Raw genomic sequence first — 18,262 nt, forward strand, 5'->3', positions numbered from 1 at the left:
CCGTATGGGACGCGTCACGCTGAAAGGTCCGATCTGGACGAACGGTTTGTTGCGATGTCTCGGGGCCGGGGACGTCAGCTCGGGCAATCTGGAAGGGCAGGCAGCGGCCCGAGCTGTGTTCTTCGCGAGGGTTGCAGGCTTGCCGTGCAAGACGACGGAACATGGCACCGTGCTTTGCTCTGGTGCGCCGTCGGATGTGGCTCTTTATGAACATGCCGCGCCCGAAATTATGGGATACTTCGGGAGGCTTTCGGCGCAGGATCTTGAGCCGCGTCGTCAGATGATCCTGTCGCGGGCCGCCGCTCGTTCGGCGGCCGCGCGCAATCCGGCCCCGGTGACCCAGCGCAGCCCATTGCGGTCCGACGAGGTCGAGGTCGTGTCGCTCGACACACCGCACGAAGGTTTCTTCCTGACGCGCAGCTATCGTTTATGCCATCCGCAATTCGACGAAAGGATGAGTGCTGCTCTATCGCGCGAGGTTTTCGTCGCCACCGATGCGGCCATCGTGCTGCCCTATGACCCCCTGCGCGACCGAATCCTGCTGATCGAGCAGTTCCGTATGGGGCCTTTTGGACGCGGCGATCCATACCCTTGGGTCTTGGAACCCGTGGCGGGCCGCGTAGATGCGGGTGAGACACCGGAAGAGACCGCGCGCCGTGAGTGCAGGGAGGAGGCCGATCTTGCTCTTTCGCAGCTTGAGCATGTCTCCTCGCATTATTGCTCGCCCGGCTGTTCGACCGAAATGTTTCACTGCTATGTGGGTCTGTGCGATCTGCCTGACCGCGGGCAAAGCCATGGCGGGCTGGATGTCGAACACGAAGATCTGCGCCGCCACGTCATTCGCTTTGATCAGGCAATGGACATGGTCCGCACTGGCGAAGTCAACATCGGCCCTCTGTTTGCACTGCTGCTCTGGCTTGAACGGGAACGCCCACGGCTGACCGCATCCGCTTGAGTTCATGGCGTTTCGGCCTTAATCAGATTTCGAATGCTGATTTAAGGAGCCTCAGCGATGCGGATCGCCAAGGATCTGGCCGACGCGGTCGGAAACACCCCTCTCATCAAACTGCGTAAAGCCAGCGAAGAGACTGGCTGTGATATCTATGGCAAGGCCGAGTTCCTTAATCCTGGCCAATCGGTCAAGGACCGTGCCGCGTTGGCGATCATCACAGACGCAATGGCGCGTGGCGACCTGAAGCCGGGTGGTACGATTGTCGAGGGAACGGCCGGGAACACCGGCATCGGTCTTGCGCTGGTGGGCGCGTCGATGGGCTTCAAGACGGTGATCGTGATCCCCGAGACGCAGAGCCAGGAAAAGAAAGACATGCTAACGCTGGCGGGCGCGGAACTGGTTCAGGTGCCGGCGGCCCCTTACAGCAACCCCAATAACTTTGTGCGCTATTCCGAGCGCCTGGCTCAGAAACTGGCCGAGACCTCGGAGAGAGGCGTGATCTGGGCCAACCAGTTCGACAACACCGCCAACCGTCAGGCCCATGTCGAGACAACCGGCCCCGAGATATGGGAGCAGACCGGTGGCAAGGTCGACGGTTTCATCTGCGCCTGCGGCTCCGGGGGAACTCTGGCAGGCGTGGCAATGGCGCTGCAGTCCAAGGGTGTCAAAATGGGTATTGCGGATCCGATGGGTGCAAAGCTTTACTCTTACTACACCACGGGCGAACTTGAAGCCGAAGGCAGTTCCATCGCCGAAGGAATCGGCCAGGCGCGGATCACCGCCAACCTAGAAGGCTTCACGCCCGATTTCGCCTACCAGATTCCCGATGAGGAAGCGTTGCCGATCGTGTTCGACCTGCTGGAGCATGAAGGCCTGTGCATGGGTGCGTCCACCGGCGTGAATATCGCTGGTGCGATCCGAATGGCCCGCGACATGGGGCCGGGGCATACCATCGTGACGGTGCTTTGCGACTATGGCACGCGATACCAATCGAAACTGTTCAATCCGGAGTTCCTGCGCGAGAAGAACCTTCCGACGCCAGATTGGCTGTCCGAGGCGCCGCGCAGCATACCCGGGGTGTTTGTCGAATGATGAGAGTGCTGCGCTGTCTGGCCGTACTGGTTCTTTTGATGGCCGGCTACGGGGCAGGGCTGACGACGGCACTCGTATCGACCGCTTCGCCTGCAACAGCGCAATCGCAGGCACCCGACAACTTGCCGGATTACGAAGCTTGGACGCGCGTGGCGACAAGGGCCGATGAAGCCATCGAAACCGGCCGCGCCTCGACCAACGCACTGGAAGCGTTGCGCCGCGAGCTGGCCGACTGGCGGCAGCGGTTCCTCGAGGCCCAGGACATCAATCGCAACGCGATTGAGACCGCACAGCGGCAACTGGAAGCGCTCGGTCCGGCGCCGGCAGAGGGCGAGACAGAACGCGACGAGATCGCGGCGGAGCGCGCCCTTCTGGAAGACCGGCTTGCACGTCTGCGAGAGCCGGTACGCCAAGCTGAACTGTCATTTACCAGGGCCGACGGGCTGATTCAGGGGATCGACACCATCATCCGTGAGCGACAGACCCGGGAAATCCTGGAGTTTGGCGCGTCCCCGCTCAATCCGGTTCACTGGCCGGAAGGTTTCGCCGCGCTCGCGCAGACCGCTACGACTCTGCGATCAGAGGCGACGACCGCCTGGGCCAACCAGGTCCAGCGCGAAGAGACCATGCAAGATATTCCGGCCTTGCTGGTTATGTTTGTGATCGGACTGGTGCTGCTGGCGCGAGGGCGCAAGTGGACTCACAAGCTGAACCGCAGGATTCTGGGCGAAAACCCGGGCGCGGCGCGATGGATCATTGGCTTCATCGTGTCGATGGGCACCCTGTTCCTACCGCTTTTCGGCGTTTATTTCCTGATCGAGGCGGCCTCCAGCACCGGCTTGATCGGGTTGCGCAGCAGTCAGATACTGGACGTTCTCGGCCCGCTGGTCTTTACCTTTCTGTTGGCGCGGTGGCTGGCCTCGCGCGTGTTTCCCGCAAAAGAGGCCCGCACGCTGCCACTGAATCTGTCGCCCGAGAGTCGCCGCAAGGGTCGATTCTACGGAATGCTTCTGGGCGCTGTGGCATCGGGCAGCTTCTTTCTACAGCAGGTTGGCGAAATCTTGCAGTGGAGCCAACCAGCCTCGGTTGTGATCCTGTTTCCCCTGATGGTGCTTTGCAGCCTGCTGCTTTTGCGTATCTCGAGGCTTTTGCGGGAACACGTACGTGCCGACGTGGAGGATGATGGCGAGGAAACCTATCGCTCTCGCATGACCGGAATATTGGCCTTTCTGATGGCTGCGCTGGCCATAGTGGTGCCGGTATTGGGCGCGGTCGGTTACTTCAGGCTAGCGCAAGCGCTGCTTTATCCCTCGCTGGGCTCGATCCAGCTGCTGACGATGCTGCTGGTGCTGCAAAGGGTCGTGGTCGAAGTCTACGTACTTGTGACGCGAAACCGCGCGGGCGCGGCCGAATCCCTGATCCCGATCCTGATCGGAGTGGTTCTCGTCCTTCTCTCCTTACCGGTCTTCGCCCTGATCTGGGGCGCGCGCGTCGCGGATTTGACCGAGCTTTACGCCCGCGCGGCGGAAGGCTTCATGATCGGCGAGACGCGCATCTCGCCAATGATCTTCCTCACGCTCGCCTTTGTGTTCGTGCTGGGATACACCGCGACACGGCTTCTTCAGGGTGCTCTCAAGAACACGATCCTGCCGAAGACCAAGATCGATCCGGGAGGCCGTAACGCGATCCTGTCCGGTGTCGGATATATCGGGATTTTCCTGGCCGCGGTCATCGCCATCACGAGCGCGGGCATCGACCTCACGGCGTTGGGCTATGTTGCGGGCGCGCTTTCGGTCGGTATCGGGTTCGGCCTGCAAAACGTGGTGTCGAACTTCGTAAGCGGCATCATCCTTCTTGTCGAACGGCCCATCTCCGAAGGCGACTGGATCGAGGTGGGCGGCGTGCACGGCAACGTCAAGGACATCTCGGTGCGTTCGACCATCATCCAGACCTTCGATCGCTCTGACGTGATTGTGCCCAATGCCGACCTCGTGTCGGGACGGGTCACGAACTATACTCGTGGCAATACCGTGGGTCGCCTGATCGTTCCGGTCGGCGTGGCATATGGCACGGATACGAAAATGGTCGAGGGAATCCTGCAAGAGGTTGCCGAGGCACATCCGCTTGTCCTGCTGAATCCGCCACCGGCGGTGGTGTTCCGCGGTTTCGGGGCTGACGCGCTGGATTTTGAGATCCGGGCTATACTGCGAGACGTGAACTACGTTCTGTCGGTGCATTCGGAAATGAACCACGAGATCGCCAGCCGGTTTGCGGAAGCCGGAATCGAAATACCGTTTGCGCAGCGCGACATCTGGCTTCGCAACGCCGAAGTGCTGGGCGGTAATGCCGGCAAAGCCGGAGGCGATGACGCAGAAACGCCCTTGCCGGGCACCGCGCCGGCCGCCAGCTTGCCGCGCCAGCGCGACGAACCACCGGACATGGACGGGGATGCCGCCGGCGACAGCGGAGCGGCAGGCGACGGCCGCTGAGTGATGCGCAAGAAAGCTCTTGAACTGGCATGATCGCTAGCGATAAAGAGGCCAGACCGGAGAGGTGGCCGAGTGGTCGAAGGCGCACGCCTGGAACGCGTGTAGGCGGGAAACCGTCTCCAGGGTTCGAATCCCTGTCTCTCCGCCACCGACCTATCATATTGAAAATGAACGGAAATACTCCGAATATCCGCCCCTGATTTCCGGGCTTTGCAGCCTTGTCGCCAACCCAGAGACGCCTCCTAGAGACAGAAACGCGGGCCATGCGGGCATGTGTCTCTGAAGGCCGCATCAGCAGGTTCGGTTTTGGCCAAATTTCCCTGCCAGCAGAGAATTTGCAGGGAATTTTTCTGAATTTTAGTTGGAAATGCGCCTAGCGTCGCTGATTATCTTATTGGGATCCGCGGCTTACGGGGCAATTCCCTGCGCGCGTGAGCAGGGAATATGCAGGGAATTTCGTGCGCTTTGCAGGGACTGCGAGATCTCATGCGGAAAATCTTTGCACGTGCTGCTTGCCACACTGACTCACACTCCGAAAAGGTCTTCCTGTTTGCGCCAGTCGAGCGGGATCTTCATGCGCAGAATCTGCCGGAGCGTGAGCGCGGGCGGAAGGGTGCCATCCCGGATGGCGACCTGGAGCCTCGGGGAGAGGAAAGCCAACGCAGTACGGGTGCGGATAAAGGAGTCGTGATGCCCGGTATTTTTTTCGATCTGCGACAGCGGCGTACCGGCATGCAAAGCGGCGGTCCAGCGATGCGCCTCGGCGAGCGTGCGCAGCAGCACCGGATCGGGCGTGGGCGCGGCAGTGCCAACGACCAGCTTGGCCTCGACACCGCGCCGGCGCAGACCGATTGGCGCGACAATGCTGGTAAGATGCGGCGCGAGGTCTGCGACAGGGATCTGTAGAGCGTCGGACAAAACGGATGGATCGAGATCAAGCCGGATCTCGCGCGGTGCGATGCTGCCGCCGAGAAGCACACGCCGGAGCGGCTTCGGGTCCCGCGCCCGCAACCTGTGCGCCAGGTCCCGTGCCGCCCGCAGGAGATTCGGATCCGCACGGAGATCCGGTGTGTCGCGAAGCCGGTGCTCCATCGTGGCGCCGGCGATATGATCAACGATGGTGGTGGCGACGATGGCTTCGAGCTTGCGACCCGGCAGCCGCCAGCCGGTGGGATCGGGCCCACGCGAGATCAGCCGGTTCGAGACATAGTAGCAATGTGGCGTGTCCTTCCTGATACAGTGGGTCGGGGTCAGCCGGTCGCCGGTCTCGTCCCGCAACTTGCCGGTGAGCAGCGCGGCCTCCGCATTGGTCTTACGCCCGCGCTTTCGTCTTGTAGCCGCTTGCAGCTTGTTCTGGATCCAGAGGTCCTCGTCGATGATCGCTTTGTGCCGTCCCGGCCAGACAAGGTCCTTGTGACGGATCTGTCCGCGATAGACATGGTTGGTGAGGATCTTGTAGATCTGGCCGGTGGAAAGATGCCCGCCACCCTGTTCCCTACCGGAGGCAAAGCGATGTCGCTTGGAACGCAGGGCTCTATCGTCCGCCGCTCGCGCCACCGCGTTGATCTTGCCGTGTATGTTGTAGAGATCGAAGAGGGTGCGCACCGTTTCCGCCTCGGCCGCATTGACCACCAGTTCTCGCGTGTTGGGATCCGGGTGGGGATCGTAGCCTAGCGGGGGCACCCCGGCCATCAAGAGGCCCTGTTTCTTGGAGGCGGCGATCTTGTCGCGGATTCGTTCGGCGGTCACCTCGCGCTCGAACTGGGCAAAGGAGAGCAGCACGTTGAGCGTGAGCCGCCCCATGGACGTGGCCGTGTTGAAGGCCTGGGTGACCGAGACGAAGGAACAGTCCTTCTGGTCCAGTCGTTCCACCAGCTTGGCGAAATCCGCCAGCGATCGGGTGAGACGATCGATCTTGTAGACCACGACCATGCGGATGCGCCCGGCCTCGATCTCCTGCAGCAGGCGTTGCAGGGCAGGGCGCTCGAGCGTGCCGCCGGAGATCCCGCCATCGTCAAAGCGTTCCCTCGCCAGGATCCAACCCTCATGTCTTTGACTTGCGATATAAGCCGCGCAGGCTTCGTACTGGGCGTCCAGCGAATTGAATCCCTGCTCGAGCCCTTCGTCCGATGATTTGCGCGTGTAGATCGCGCAGCAAATCCGGGGCGCCGCCATCAGTGCGTTCCCTTGAGGCCGAAAAACCGCGGACCGGACCAACGTGCCCCGGTAATTGCACGGGCGACCGATGAGAGGGACTTGTAGGGTGTGGCTTTCCAGAGGTAGCCGCTCTCGGTGACCTCGACTGCGTGCGTCACGCCGTTCCATTCACGAAGCAGGCGACCACCGGGCCTGAGCGTCGGCGCGGCGGCTGTGGAACGCCCCGCCACGCAGCGTTCGAGATCGGCCAGAAACCCCTTGGGCAGACCGCCGTAGCTGCGGGCCTGGATCTCGAATGCCAGGATGCGCCGCAGGAAGTATTGGCTGAGACTCTTCGGAACGGGCTCCTCGAAGAGGGTGTTCCAGACCGCAATGAGCGCCGCCCGGTCCATGGTCTCGATCTGGTCCACATTGGGCAAGGTCATGCTTTCTCCGGCGATCCGGTGATGCGGTAGATCGCCGGACCGCCATTCGTCTTCGGGGGAAGGCGGTCGATGGTGTAGTCCGCCTTGCGCACTCCACTAAGTGCGGCGCGCACTGAATGCGGTTGCCAGCCCGTCGCTGTCTCAAGTGCCGGCAGATCCGCGCCGGCCTTGCGCGAGAGCAGCTTGCGGACGAGCGCGGTCTTAGTCGCGGGCTTGCTGGTCCTAGCGTTTGTCATGAATTTCTCCTCTGTTGCGCGGCGCCGTAGGAGGCAGCGCCGTCACCGAGGAAAGTCCGGGCGTCGATCCGGGCGCGTGATAAATGACGCTCTGTTCGGCGCGGATGTCCAATGAATTCGACGGAACATGCTTCCAAAAGACAGTGGCGCGTTCGTCAACCTTTTCAATAGCGTATGGTTGACTTCGAATGTATTTTCGAAGCGAGCTATGAGAAAGAGGAAGACCCTGTAGAGTAGTCTTCCGTTTCCACAGCGGTCGGCGGTGGTTGCGGTGGAATTCTTGGGTTTTCTCGCTCCACCGATCTGGTCCTTGATACAAAGGTGGAGACGAATTCGAAAAAGAAATTACGCAACAAATCTGGCGACCATGTCGCGCACAACGACGAGCCGGTCTCTCAGTCACACACCGACCGAAACGATCTCTTTCCGTCCTTAGCTCTGCTCTGGATTGCCGTGAACAACATCAATGCGAAGCCGCGCCGCGTAAGGCGCGCGTTGAAGGCACAAGAAGATGCGGTCTTGCGATCCATCGAGCGGTTCGGTTTCCGGATTCCGCTGCTGGTGCGACGCAAATCCTGCGGTGACCGGTACGAGGTAGTCGATGGGCATACGCGCCTGACCGCAGCGCAACGCCTTGGTGCCGAAAAACTACCCTGCCTCCTTGTTGATGGGCTGCCCGAGGTAGAAATCAATCGGCTGACCCTTTCTCTCAACAAGCTCCAGGAGAGTGGTGAGTGGGACGCTGATGCGCTGCGTCTTGAGATCAAGGACATCATCGATTTCAGCGGCGACTACGAAATCCCCGGCTTCGAGGTTCCGGAAATCGACCTCATGCTGCAGGACCTGTTGATCGAGGCTAACGATCGCAACCCGCTTGATGATCTCGACTGCGCCGCTGCTGACAGCACCGATCCGGTGACAGTGCTCGGTGAAATCTGGATTGCGGACGGCCAAAGGGTTGCCTGCGGGCGCGCGCAGGATCTGGCCAGCCTTGCCTGCGCCACATCCATAGGCACAACCGCGATGATCATCACAGACCCGCCCTACAATGTGCCGGTGAACGGCCATGTCAGCACGGTTGCTGGTTGACACGCGGAGTTCGCGCAAGCCTCCGGCGAGATGAGTCCTGACGAGTTTGTCGCGTTCTTGGTGGCATGTCTCAGCCCTTCGATTGCGAGTTTGCAGCCGGGCGGGATCTCTTATGTGTTTATGGACTGGAGGCATCAGGGGGAGCTCCTTGCGGCCATCCGTGAATTGGGTTTGGGGGCCATAAACCTCGCGGTTTAGGTGAAGGCGGCCGCCGGAATGGGTGAGCTCTATCGGTCATAGCACGAACTTGTCTACGTTTTGCGAAAGCCCGGTGCACCGCATCGCAACAACGTTGAGCTCGGGCGCTACGGCCGTAACCGGTCTAATGTCTGGGAGTACGGGGGCGCCACTAGCGGCAAAACCGAGCAGGATGACTTCTCCGTGCGCCCGACCGTCAAGCCGGTGGCCATGATCCGCGACGCCGTTCTCGATGTCTTCGCTCCCGGTGAAGTCGTTATCGACAGTTTCCTTGGGTCGGGCTGGACGCTGATCGCGGCAGAGACCGCGCACCGTCGCTGCCTCGGCGTCGAATTCGAACCGGTCTACGTCGACGTGGCGCTACGGCGCTGGATGAGCCTGACCGGGCGCGAGGTTCGACACGCAGCGACCGGAGAGACCTTTGCCCAAGTCGCCGAGCGGCGTTCGATAAAGCTTCTGCCTGCGCCTAATGAGGAGGAAGCCGATGCCTGACGACTATGAAGTCGGCTACGGCCGCCCGCCGGAGAGTGGAAGATTCAGGAAGGGTCAGTCGGGTAATCCGGCCGGACGGCGGGCCGAGCAGGAGCGCTTCGCCTCGGTGCTGCGCGAAGAGCTGGCGAACGATACCGGCCTGCCAAATCAGTCCCTTGATGCGCTGCGCCAAGAACTGGACGCGCATGAGGATGCCATAGGCGGCTTTGACGCCCTTGCAGACCTTTACCTTGATGCTGGTGGACGGCTTCAGTGCCTCAGCGAGCCTTACACAGGCTAAGTTGGCCGAAAATAAGCGATTCCTGCGCCACGAGACGCGCAACGCCCGCAGGAATCAGATCAAAGCCATTTTAAGCGCGGCTGATGGCAGATCACGGCAAGACCTGTTCGATGAGCAGATCCGGAAATGTCCGGGGCAACGCCGCAATGGAGAGCTTCTTCTCCTCGCTGAAAACCGAGCGGGTCAGGCGAAAAACCTACCGGGCCAGAAAACAGGCACGCGCCGATGTGTTCGATTACTTTGAGCGGTTTTACAACCCAACGCGTCGTCATTCGACCATCGGCTATCTAAGCCCCATGACCTTTGAGGAGCACGCTATGAAAGCTTAAGTTGCCGTCCACGAAATCGGCGGCAGGCCAGTACGTTATGGTCGCTAACGTGCCACGGCGAAGAACCTTAGCTGTATTTCGACAGGCCGCAACGCGCTTTGGTTTTGCGTTACAGCAACCCCTTGTCACGGGCCAACATCGCGGCGTGGGTGCGGTTGCGGGCGCCAAGCTTGCGCGACAGGGTCTTCACGTGCAGCTTCACGGTCACCTCTTGAATGTCCAACTCGCGGGCAATCTCTCGATTTTGCTTGCCGTCCGCGACACCGCGCAGAACCATTTGCTCCCGTGGGGTCAGATGGGTTGCAGTTGCACTTGCAGGCGCATCATTCCGGAAATGCTGAGGAAGATAGGTTTCGCCGATCAGCATCTGATTTATCGCCGAAACCAGCTGATCCGGGTCGAGCGTTTTCGGCAGAAAGCCCGCTGCGCCGGCCCGAAGTGCCCGACGCGCGATATCCGGCGGCGCGGTACCCGACAGGATAGCCACAGGACATCCCGATTGCGCCCGCATCCGCGTCAACCCTGCCAACGCATCCATCCCGGGCATTGTGTAGTCCAGAAGGATCAGGTTGAACGGCCCTCTCTCTGCGTTGACCTTCAAAGCCTCGGGCAGCGATCCGGCTTTTTCCACCTGGAACCCGGCCTGGCGGGTCAGGAAATACACAATTGTTTCAAGGACGAGAGCGTGGTCGTCGGCCAGCAATATCCTGTTCATGCGCCGAGAGCTTTCCCTCGATTGGTGCTGCTTTCGCGCCGTGCTCCCAGACTGGGCAGCGACGGTCGACAGCCTCTCTACACTATCCGTAAGCGCCGCGCCATTGTTTACCATGACCGAATGCGCCACATGCGCCCGGATCCCCGCGCGCGGCGCTCACGGATATGTGAAGGCCGGCAGGCCCAAGCTTCGTTCGGCGTATCGCTTCGGACGGGTGTGTGCGCTTGCTATTCGGGGCGGTTAATCTAACCTACGGCAACCTGCCCGATGTGGTGACGCCACTGCGGGACGGGGAGATGGAGCCGCCGGATGTCCGTATTCAAACAATTATTGCTGATCGGCCTTCTGGGCCTGATCAGCTATGGTGGTTATTGGGGCTATGAGACCTATCTTGCACCTCCGGCAGAGGCGGTAGAGATCCGCGGGTCCGGCCCCGTCACCATCGAGACGGCACAGGCCGAAACCGAGCGCATTTACCAGAACGTCGAGGCCGTGGGCACGACACGTGCTGTCAATTCGGTGCAGATTGTGCCCGAAACCGACGGCCGCATTGTGGAACTGGCAATTACGCCGGGTGCCCGGGTTAAAGAGGGCACTGTCCTTGTCCGGCTGGACGATGCGATAGAACGCGCCGATTTGGCCGAAGCCAAGGCGCGGCTGGTCGAGCGCCGCCAAGTGCTGGAGCGGATCGAGCAATTGCGCAGCACCAACGCCGTAAGCCAGGCCACCCAGGAGGAAGCGGTCGCGCGACTGGCGGAGGCCGAAGCGCAGTTGGACCGCGCCCAACAAAGGCTGGACCAGCGGACTATAATCGCGCCTTTTGCTGGCGTTCTGGGTTTGCCGGAAGTCGACCGTGGCGCGCGTGTGACGAGCAATGACATGATCGCGCGACTTGATGACCTCAGCCAAGTGGAGCTTGAATTCTCGTTGCCCGAGACCCTGTTTGCGAAAGTCCGCCGCGGTATGCCGGTCGAGGCGCAGAGCGTGGCCTTCGAGGATCGGGTCTTCGAAGGGCAGATCGACGCCGTGGACAGTCGGATCGACCCGGTGTCGCGGGCGTTTCGGGCGCGTGCCCTTATCCCCAATCCACAAGGCCTATTGCCGGCGGGCATGTTCATGTCTTTGACGCTAACGCTTTCCGAGGACGACGCGCTGGTGGTCCCGGAGGAGGCGATCGTGTTCCAGGCGGCCGAAACCTATGTTTTCGCCATTTCCGACGGTACGGCCACCCTAAAACCCGTGCAGACCGGGGCGCGACAAACCGGCAAGGTTGCAGTTCTGAACGGACTGGAACCGGGCGAGGAGGTGGCGATACGCGGGCTTGGCCGATTGCGCGATGGGGCTGAAGTGACGGTTAAATCGACCGAACCGGCCTCTGAAGGGTCGGAGGGCGATACGTGACACTCTCGGACATCGCCGTGCGCCGCCCGGTTCTGGCAGCGGTGGCCAGTCTATTGATCTTGGTCTTCGGCCTTGCGGCAGTGCAGAGCATCCCCGTGCGCGAATTGCCCGATGTCGACAACGCCGTGGTCACGATCACGACCGAGTATCGTGGCGCGGCTCCCGAGGTGATCGACACCGATATCACTGAAACGCTGGAAGGCGCCGTCGCCGCAATCACCGGCCTGCGCTCGATCAGTTCGGAATCGCGCCAGGGCCGCAGCCGCATCACTCTGGAATTCGAGACCTCGCGCGATCTGGACAACGCGGCCAATGACGTGCGCAACGCCATCGGACGGGTTACCGGGCAACTGCCTGAAGAAGCCGGCGAACCTCGAGTGGTCAAGTCCGACGCCGACGCGGACCCGGTCATGCGGCTGGCCGTGACGTCGGACCGGATGACGACCGCCGAAATCACCGATTACATCGACCGCTTCATCGCCGACCGCATCGCCACGGTTGATGGCGTGGCGGATCTGAACATCTATGGCGAGCGCCCCTTCGCGGTGCGCATCTGGCTTGACCGGCGTGCGCTGGCGGCGCGCAAGCTGACGGTGGCCGATGTCGAAGCTTCTTTGAGGCGCAACAACCTCGAGTTGCCGGCTGGCGAGGTCAAATCGCAGGACCGGCAATTGACCGTCCGGTTGAACTCCCGCCTGAGCAATATCGAGGATTTCCGCGACGTGGTGCTGGATCGTGTGGCGGGCTTTCCCGTGCGCCTTGGTGATGTGGCAAGGGTCGAACCGGGCGTGGCCGATGACAGCACCATCGTGCGCACTGATGGGACCGACGCGGTGGGCATCGCCGTCCTGCGCCAAAGCAAGTCGAACACCCTGGCCATTTCCCAGGCCGTGCGCGCCGAGATCGAGGCGATCACGCCAACCTTGCCCCAGGGCATGACACTGATCGTCGGATCGGATGACGCGCTGTTCGTCGGAGCCTCGATCCGCGAGGTGGTTATCGCGCTCAGTATCTCGCTTACACTGGTGGTTCTTGTCATTCTCGTATTCCTGCGCAGCCCCCGGGCAACATTGATCCCCGTCGTTGCGATCCCCGTGTCCCTGATCGGTTGTTTCATCCTGATTTCCGCCTGGGGATTCTCGCTTAACACTTTGACGCTGCTGGCGCTGCTTCTGGCTATTGGCCTTGTGGTCGACGACGCCATCGTGGTGCTGGAAAACATCCAGCGCCGGATCGAGATGGGGGAGAGTCCGCTTGCCGCCAGCTATCGCGGAGCGCGTCAGGTGACGTTTGCGGTCATCGCCACATCGCTGACCTTGATGGCGGTCTTCGTGCCCCTGTCGTTCATGCCCGGACAGGTCGGGCGCCTTTTCGTCGAGTTCGGATGGGTCATGGCTGGGACGGTGGCGATATCAACCTTCGTGGCCCTGACCGCCTGCCCGGCGCTGGCCTCGAAGGTGCTGCGTCAGCGCGACGGGGTGTCCGGAGACGACGCCGACAAATTGGGATGGGCGCAACGCAAGTACGAAGCGCTGCTGAAACGCGCGGTGCAAGCGCCACTTGTAGTGCTTGCTGTGGCTCTGAGCGTGACCGGGGGCGCTGCGCTCTTCTATGAGGGCCTCCCTCGCGAGCTTGCCCCGCGCGAGGACCGCGGCGTGGGATTCGTGCCGCTGACCGCGCCCCAGGGCAGCACGGTGGAGCATTCCGATATCGCCGCGCGGCAGGTCGAGGGGATTTTGGAACCACTGCGCCAGTCCGGCGTGATCGAGACGGTTTTCACCTTTACCGGCTGGGGTAACCGGGCGTGGCGGTCTTTCGTGGTGTTTCGCCTTGCCCCCTGGGACGAACGTGACATGTCCGTTTCAGAGGTGGTCGGCCAAATCGCACCTCGGATGGGAGACGTGACAATCGCCCGTGGCTTTCCGGTAACGCCGGCCGGTCTCGGCCTGCGCGGCAACTCCACCCCGGTGCGGGTGGTCGTCGGTGGCCCGGATTTCGAGAGCGTCAAGGAATGGGCCGAACTCCTGCAAGCGGAAGCCGAGACCATTCCGGGGCTGGTCAATCCCGAGATCGACTTCGACCAGAATCTGCCGCAACTCGACGTCACGATCGACCGCGCGCGTGCGGATGACCTTGGCATATCGGTGGAAACGATCGCCGGTACCTTGCAGACGCTGCTGGCCTCGCGCGAGGTCACAGGCTTTGTCAGCCGGGGCCGGGAGTACCCGGTGATCCTTCAGGCGCAGGATGACGACCGGAACACGCCGTCGGATATCGACAATATCTTCGTGCGGGCGGGCGACGGCGAAACACTCGTGCCGCTCGGGGCCCTGGTCGATCTGCGAGAGAATGCCGCCGCCCCCAGCCTGCGACGCTTTGATCGCCTGCCGTCCGTTCAGCTTTCCGGGGCTCTGGAACCCGGCGCGCAGCTTGGTACCGTGCTTGACACGATCGAAACGGCCGCGCGGGATATCCTACCGGTCGAGGCCAAGTTGGGGTACGAGGGTCAGTCGCGTACTTTCAAGGACACGTCGGCGGGCGTCGGCTTTGTTCTTGCCCTGTCGCTGCTGATCGTGTTCCTTGTACTTGCCGCCCAGTTCGAAAGCTTTGTGCACCCGGTCACGATCATGCTGACCGTTCCGGCGGGACTGGCCGGGGCGATCTATGCGATGGCGCTGGGGGGACTCACGCTCAATGTTTACAGCCAGATCGGGATCATCCTTTTGGTCGGGCTGGTCGCCAAGAACGGCATCCTGATCGTGGAGTTCGCCAACCAGCTGCGCAATGACGGGCTTGAAACCCGCGAGGCGGTCATTCGCGCTGGCACCCTGCGCCTGCGACCGATCGTCATGACGGTGGTCTCGACCATCCTCGGCGCCTTGCCCCTTGTCATGGCTACCGGCGCCGGCGCCGAAAGCCGACAGGCCATCGGCACGGTGATCGTCGCCGGCCTATCGTTGTCGGCGGTCCTGATGCTCGTGGTAACGCCCGTGCTCTACGACCTGCTGGCACGCTTCACGCGGCCCCAGGGAACCCTGGAAAAGCGTCTAGACCGAGAGCTTTCGCAGACCCGCGCGGCGATGTAGGCAGCCTAGTTGCCCGATCACGCCGGCGGGCTTTCCATGGCTTCCGCGAAATCCGCGATCAGGCGCTCCGTTTCTTTGTGTGAGAGATGCTCGGAGCCCGCCGCCCGCCAAACGACTTCACCCTGGCGATAAACCGTGCCATCATTGTCTATCAACTCGCCCCCCAGCATCACGAATTCCTCTGCCCCGCCATGGCGGGGCGGGGTCGATCGTGCGCCCGGCTACATCCTGTAGATTTAAAAGCCCACGTCGCGCGGCATGTCGCGGTCGAGCAAAAGCATGGCGGTGCCCGTCTCGGTGACGTGATCATACGTCACAAACGCGTCGGCGTCCCGGATGTTCGCGACCCGGCGATCGCTCGGCATGATCGGATTCATTTATGTGTCCTTTTTTATTCCTCAGCAACGAGACTGACCCAGTTGGTCGCCTTCCGGCAAATCAAGTTGAGCCGCCGTGTCACCGGACGATGCGTGCGCTGAATGCGCTCAGCCCTTTGACGGTTTCGGCCTGGCTGTTGCCGGGGGGACGCCGAGCCGAGCATAGAAGCGGTCAAGCTCGTTCGTCGTCGGGTTTTCACCGCAGAATGTCTTCACATAGCCGGGTACCCGCATCACGCGCACCGATGGCTCTTCCTGAACCTGCATCGAGATATAGCCGATCTGGGTCAAATAGACCGTCCGCGCCCGCACATCGGCTTCGGGCGGGTCGTAGCAAAATCGTTCGAAAATCCGCCGGATCGCCTGAAGCCGCGCGTCGTCGGCGCTGTTCACGCGAGACATCACCGCGTCCGACTGGTGCGCCCAGCTTCGAATGGCGAAATCAAGCTGCGGTTCGAACAGGGTGTCATCGTGAAACACCACGATCAGGTTCAGAATGGCCTCGGTGATCGTCTCGGCATAGGCATCTGCGGCGTCCAGAAAGGCCCCGGTGTTCTTTGCGTCCCAGTGTTCGAGCAGCGCATCGAGCAACGCCTGGCGATCCTTGAAAAACCAGTAAAAACTTGTGCGCGCGATATTCAGCCGCGTGGCCAAGAGTTGAATCTTGACCGCGTCGAGTCCGGTCTCGACCAGGGCCTGCTTCGCCGCTGCAAGCCAAAGCTCGCGCGATCCGCGCCAGCCCGAGGTCTTATCGGGCGCCTCCGCCGTCATGTTCTTCACGCTCATAGATTCATGAATAAGCTGCACCATGCCGAGGTTCAACAAAAATATACAGCAATGAACTTTAACTTGACATACATGAACATTTTTTGAAAGGTCGGTTTGTCTGCACAGGAGCCAGCCGTGACAAGCGACCCTCTTCTTCAGCCGTTTCAACTCAAGCATCTGACCTTGAAGAACCGTTTGATGATCACCAGCCATGAACCGGCCTATCCCGAAAATGGCCTGCCGACCGACCGCTACAGGGCCTACCACGCCGAACGGGCGCGCGGCGGCGTTGCCCTGACAATGACCGCCGGATCTGCGGTGGTGTCGCGCGACAGCCCGCCAGCTTTCAACAACATCCTCGCCTACCGCGATGAGGTCGTGCCGCACATGAAGGCACTGACCGACGCGTGCCACGAGTATGGTTGTGCGGTTATGATCCAACTGACCCATCTCGGCTGGCGAACCCGCTGGGACCGCGGGGACTGGTTGCCCAGCCTTGCGCCGGGCCATGCACGCGAACCGGCACACCGCGCCTATCCCAAGAAGATGGAGGACTGGGATATCGCGCGCATTATCGAGGATTACGCCGATGCCGCCGAACGGATGCAGGCCGCCGGTCTCGACGGGATCGAACTCGAGGCCTATGGACACCTGATGGATGCGTTCTGGTCACCGCAGCTTAACCAGCTTGACGGTCATTTTGGCGCACACAATCACGACAGCCGCCTGCGCTTTACGATGGAAGTGCTGACGGCGATTCGCGCCCGCGTGGGCGAGCAGTTTATCGTCGGCATCCGATATGTCGCGGACGAAGACAAGCCCGGCGGGATCACGCGGGAGGACGGGATCGAGATCACCAGGCGGCTGAAATCCTGCGGAATGGTCGATTTCCTGAACGTCATCCGGGGCTACGTGGCCACCGATGCCGCCCTGACCGACGTGATCCCCGTGCAAGGCATGCGATCTAGCCCACATCTGGATTTCGCCGGAGAGATCCGGGCCGAGGCGCACGTTCCCACCTTTCACGCCGCCAAGATCCAGGACGTGGCGACCGCCCGCCATGCCATCGCGTCGGGCAAGCTGGACATGGTGGGCATGACCCGCGCGCACATCGCAGAGCCGCATATCGTCGCCAAGATCATGCGCGGCGAAGAGGACCGCATCCGCCCCTGCGTCGGAGCCAATTATTGCCTAGACCGGATCTATCAGGGGGGCATGGCATTATGCCTGCACAACCCGGCTACCGGGCGAGAGACCGAGCAGCCGCATAAGGTGGCGCCAGCCGAAACCCGGCGCGGCGTCGTCATCATCGGCGCCGGGCCCGCAGGGCTTGAGGCTGCACGGGTTTCGGCGGCACGCGGTCACGAGGTGATCGTATATGAGGCCGCAAAAGACCCTGGAGGACAGGTGCGCCTGACCGCGCAGACCGACCGCCGCAAGGAAATGATCCAGCTGATCCAGTGGCGGTTCGAGGAATGTACACGCATGGGCGTAACCTTTCACTTCAACACCTTCGCCGACGACTTGACCGTTCTGGCAAACGAACCTGACGTGGTTATCGTCGCCACCGGCGGCCTGCCGCAGGTTGAGGTTTCAGGCGGCGGCGAAGATCTTGTCATTTCCAGTTGGGATATCCTTTCCGGAGACGCGCAGCCTGGTACAAATGTATTGATCTATGACGAGGCGGGCGATTTTGCAGCACTTCAGGCTGCCGAGAAGATCGCGGCCACCGGCGCACGGGTCGAGATCATGACCCGCGACCGCAGCTTTGCGCCCGAGGTCATGGGCATGTCGCTGACGCCCGCCATGCGAGAATTGCAAAAGCGCGACGTGACCTTCACCGTGACCTGGAAGCTGGCTTCGGTGGAGCGTGAAGGCAATGCGCTCCTCGCCAAGATCGACAGCGATTACGGCGGTGTCACCGGGCACCGCCAGGTGGACCAGGTGGTCGTAAACCACGGCACTCTGCCGCTCGACGATCTTTACTTCGACCTTCGGCCGGGGTCGTCCAACCTGGGCGAGGTCGACTATGACGCGCTGATAGAGGGAAAGCCGCAGGCAGTGACGCGCAATGAGAGCGGCGCTTATCGGCTCTATCGTGTCGGTGACGCCGTGGCGTCGCGCAACACCCACGCCGCGATCTACGAGGCGCTGCGCCTTTGCAAGGCGCTCTGAC

At 61.7% G+C, this 18,262-nt stretch carries 16 protein-coding genes, 1 tRNA gene and 1 pseudogene; 11 read left to right on the forward strand and 7 right to left on the reverse strand.

The genetic code is table 11. The annotated features are described in order from the left end of the window. Positions 1–4 precede the first annotated feature (4 nt). The 4 genes from FIU86_RS08295 (at position 5) to FIU86_RS08310 (ending at position 4,681) form a co-directional block, all read left to right on the forward strand. Positions 5–955: an NUDIX domain-containing protein gene (locus tag FIU86_RS08295; RefSeq protein ID WP_152474654.1), complete on the forward strand. Its 951-nt coding sequence runs from the start codon at positions 5–7 to the stop codon at positions 953–955. Between the two features lie 57 nt (positions 956–1,012). Further along, the gene (locus tag FIU86_RS08300) at positions 1,013–2,044 is read left to right on the forward strand and encodes a cysteine synthase A (protein WP_152474655.1); all 1,032 of its coding nucleotides are present in this window, start codon (positions 1,013–1,015) and stop codon (positions 2,042–2,044) included. Continuing rightward, positions 2,041–4,533 (forward strand): DUF3772 domain-containing protein, encoded by a 2,493-nt coding sequence (locus FIU86_RS08305; RefSeq protein ID WP_254703975.1) that lies wholly within the window; start codon positions 2,041–2,043, stop codon positions 4,531–4,533. Before FIU86_RS08300 ends, FIU86_RS08305 begins: the two co-directional genes overlap by 4 nt. Positions 4,534–4,591: 58 nt before the next feature. Then, a tRNA-Ser gene (locus FIU86_RS08310) sits at positions 4,592–4,681 on the forward strand. Between the two features lie 377 nt (positions 4,682–5,058). Here the strand turns inward: FIU86_RS08310 and FIU86_RS08315 are convergent. The 3 genes from FIU86_RS08315 to FIU86_RS08325 are packed head-to-tail and all read right to left on the reverse strand — an operon-like array spanning position 5,059 to position 7,351. Next, the gene (locus FIU86_RS08315) at positions 5,059–6,708 is read right to left on the reverse strand and encodes a recombinase family protein (protein ID WP_152474656.1); all 1,650 of its coding nucleotides are present in this window, start codon (positions 6,706–6,708) and stop codon (positions 5,059–5,061) included. Next, entirely contained in the window at positions 6,708–7,115 is a 408-nt protein-coding gene (locus FIU86_RS08320; protein ID WP_152474657.1) for a DUF2924 domain-containing protein, read from the reverse strand. The genes FIU86_RS08315 and FIU86_RS08320 overlap by 1 nt, the downstream gene beginning before the upstream one ends. Then, positions 7,112–7,351 carry a DUF3489 domain-containing protein gene (locus FIU86_RS08325; RefSeq protein ID WP_152474658.1) on the reverse strand — a complete coding sequence of 80 codons (240 nt, stop codon included), beginning with the start codon at positions 7,349–7,351 and terminating at the stop codon, positions 7,112–7,114. The genes FIU86_RS08320 and FIU86_RS08325 overlap by 4 nt, the downstream gene beginning before the upstream one ends. Before the next feature lie 321 nt (positions 7,352–7,672). Between FIU86_RS08325 and FIU86_RS08330 the strand changes: the two genes are divergently transcribed. From FIU86_RS08330 to FIU86_RS08345, 4 genes and pseudogenes are all read left to right on the forward strand, one after another. Continuing rightward, positions 7,673–8,440: a ParB N-terminal domain-containing protein gene (locus tag FIU86_RS08330; RefSeq protein WP_172977470.1), complete on the forward strand. Its 768-nt coding sequence runs from the start codon at positions 7,673–7,675 to the stop codon at positions 8,438–8,440. A gap of 258 nt (positions 8,441–8,698) precedes the next feature. Then, positions 8,699–9,130 (forward strand): DNA methyltransferase, encoded by a 432-nt coding sequence (locus FIU86_RS08335; protein WP_152474660.1) that lies wholly within the window; start codon positions 8,699–8,701, stop codon positions 9,128–9,130. Next, positions 9,123–9,410: a DUF5681 domain-containing protein gene (locus FIU86_RS22695; protein WP_216647209.1), complete on the forward strand. Its 288-nt coding sequence runs from the start codon at positions 9,123–9,125 to the stop codon at positions 9,408–9,410. The genes FIU86_RS08335 and FIU86_RS22695 overlap by 8 nt, the downstream gene beginning before the upstream one ends. Positions 9,411–9,487: 77 nt before the next feature. After that, positions 9,488–9,739, forward strand: a pseudogene (locus tag FIU86_RS08345) (IS3 family transposase); the annotation flags it as partial. A 109-nt stretch (positions 9,740–9,848) separates the two neighbouring features. Here the strand turns inward: FIU86_RS08345 and FIU86_RS08350 are convergent. Further along, positions 9,849–10,454 (reverse strand): response regulator transcription factor, encoded by a 606-nt coding sequence (locus FIU86_RS08350; protein ID WP_152474661.1) that lies wholly within the window; start codon positions 10,452–10,454, stop codon positions 9,849–9,851. A gap of 309 nt (positions 10,455–10,763) precedes the next feature. On the opposite strand from FIU86_RS08350, the gene FIU86_RS08355 reads away from it, so the two are divergent. Together FIU86_RS08355 and FIU86_RS08360 are read left to right on the forward strand one after the other, a co-directional pair. Beyond that, entirely contained in the window at positions 10,764–11,855 is a 1,092-nt protein-coding gene (locus FIU86_RS08355) for an efflux RND transporter periplasmic adaptor subunit (protein ID WP_152474662.1), read from the forward strand. Continuing rightward, entirely contained in the window at positions 11,852–14,941 is a 3,090-nt protein-coding gene (locus FIU86_RS08360) for an efflux RND transporter permease subunit (RefSeq protein ID WP_152474663.1), read from the forward strand. The genes FIU86_RS08355 and FIU86_RS08360 overlap by 4 nt, the downstream gene beginning before the upstream one ends. Before the next feature lie 17 nt (positions 14,942–14,958). Here the strand turns inward: FIU86_RS08360 and FIU86_RS08365 are convergent, their stop codons facing one another. From FIU86_RS08365 to FIU86_RS08370, 3 genes are all read right to left on the reverse strand, one after another. Continuing rightward, on the reverse strand, positions 14,959–15,111 hold the full coding sequence (locus FIU86_RS08365; protein WP_216647210.1) for a hypothetical protein: 153 nt from the start codon (positions 15,109–15,111) through the stop codon (positions 14,959–14,961). A 66-nt stretch (positions 15,112–15,177) separates the two neighbouring features. Then, positions 15,178–15,318, reverse strand: coding sequence for a hypothetical protein (locus FIU86_RS22535; RefSeq protein WP_172977471.1), 141 nt, complete (start codon positions 15,316–15,318; stop codon positions 15,178–15,180). Positions 15,319–15,426: 108 nt separating this feature from the next. Next, positions 15,427–16,299: a TetR/AcrR family transcriptional regulator gene (locus FIU86_RS08370; RefSeq protein ID WP_368373158.1), complete on the reverse strand. Its 873-nt coding sequence runs from the start codon at positions 16,297–16,299 to the stop codon at positions 15,427–15,429. On the opposite strand from FIU86_RS08370, the gene FIU86_RS08375 reads away from it, so the two are divergent. Then, positions 16,222–18,261: an NADH:flavin oxidoreductase gene (locus tag FIU86_RS08375; protein ID WP_152474664.1), complete on the forward strand. Its 2,040-nt coding sequence runs from the start codon at positions 16,222–16,224 to the stop codon at positions 18,259–18,261. The two genes, FIU86_RS08370 and FIU86_RS08375, sit on opposite strands and share 78 nt — an antisense overlap. Position 18,262 lies beyond the last annotated feature (1 nt).

The sequence above is a fragment of the Roseovarius sp. THAF9 genome (assembly GCF_009363715.1).
Taxonomy (GTDB): Bacteria; Pseudomonadota; Alphaproteobacteria; order Rhodobacterales; family Rhodobacteraceae; genus Roseovarius.